The organism is Nocardiopsis alkaliphila YIM 80379 (genome assembly GCF_000341005.1).
Lineage (GTDB): Bacteria > Actinomycetota > Actinomycetes > Streptosporangiales > Streptosporangiaceae > Nocardiopsis > Nocardiopsis alkaliphila.
In genome coordinates, this window is the sequence record NZ_ANBD01000210.1 from 1 (window position 1) to 570 (window position 570).

Consider the following 570-nt stretch of genomic DNA (forward strand, 5'->3'; position numbering starts at 1 on the left):
ACGCAACGCCAGCAACGAGTTACCACCGGCACGGAAGAAGTTCTCCCGAACCCCCACCGAATCCACACCCAACAAGTCCGCGAACAGACCCGCCAAGATCTCCTGGCGCGGAGAGAGCACGGCCCCCTCGACCACGTCCTCCACCGGCTCCACCAGGACCTCAGAACCGGAACGATCGGTCAACGCCTCACGCTCGTCCTCGGTCAACTCCACCGACCGCCCCACCACGGCCCCGGGATCGGCCGCCATCGCCCCCAACACCCGAACCACCACATCGACCAGAGCCCGCACCGTGCCCTCATCGAACACATCCGTGGCGAACTCGACCACACCAGAAAGCCCGGCCGAGGCCCCATCACCATCACGCTGCTCCACGAACCCGAACGCCAGATCGAACTTGGCCGCGCCCAGAGCCACACTCTGGACCCTCGCCTCCACCCCACCGAACTCCGGGACCAGGCCCTGACCCTGCGAACCCACCGCCACCGTCACCTGAAAGATCGGGTGGTGAGCCGAGGACCGGGCGGGATTCAACTCCTCCACCAACAAATCGAACGGCATCTCCTGATG

1 protein-coding gene is annotated in these 570 nt (G+C 65.6%); it reads right to left on the reverse strand.

The window, feature by feature from the left end; translation table 11 throughout:
- The coding region (locus D472_RS26455; protein WP_239643048.1) for a condensation domain-containing protein at positions 1-561 on the reverse strand (561 nt) is incomplete at its 3' end.
- Between the last annotated feature and the right edge of the window lie 9 nt (positions 562-570).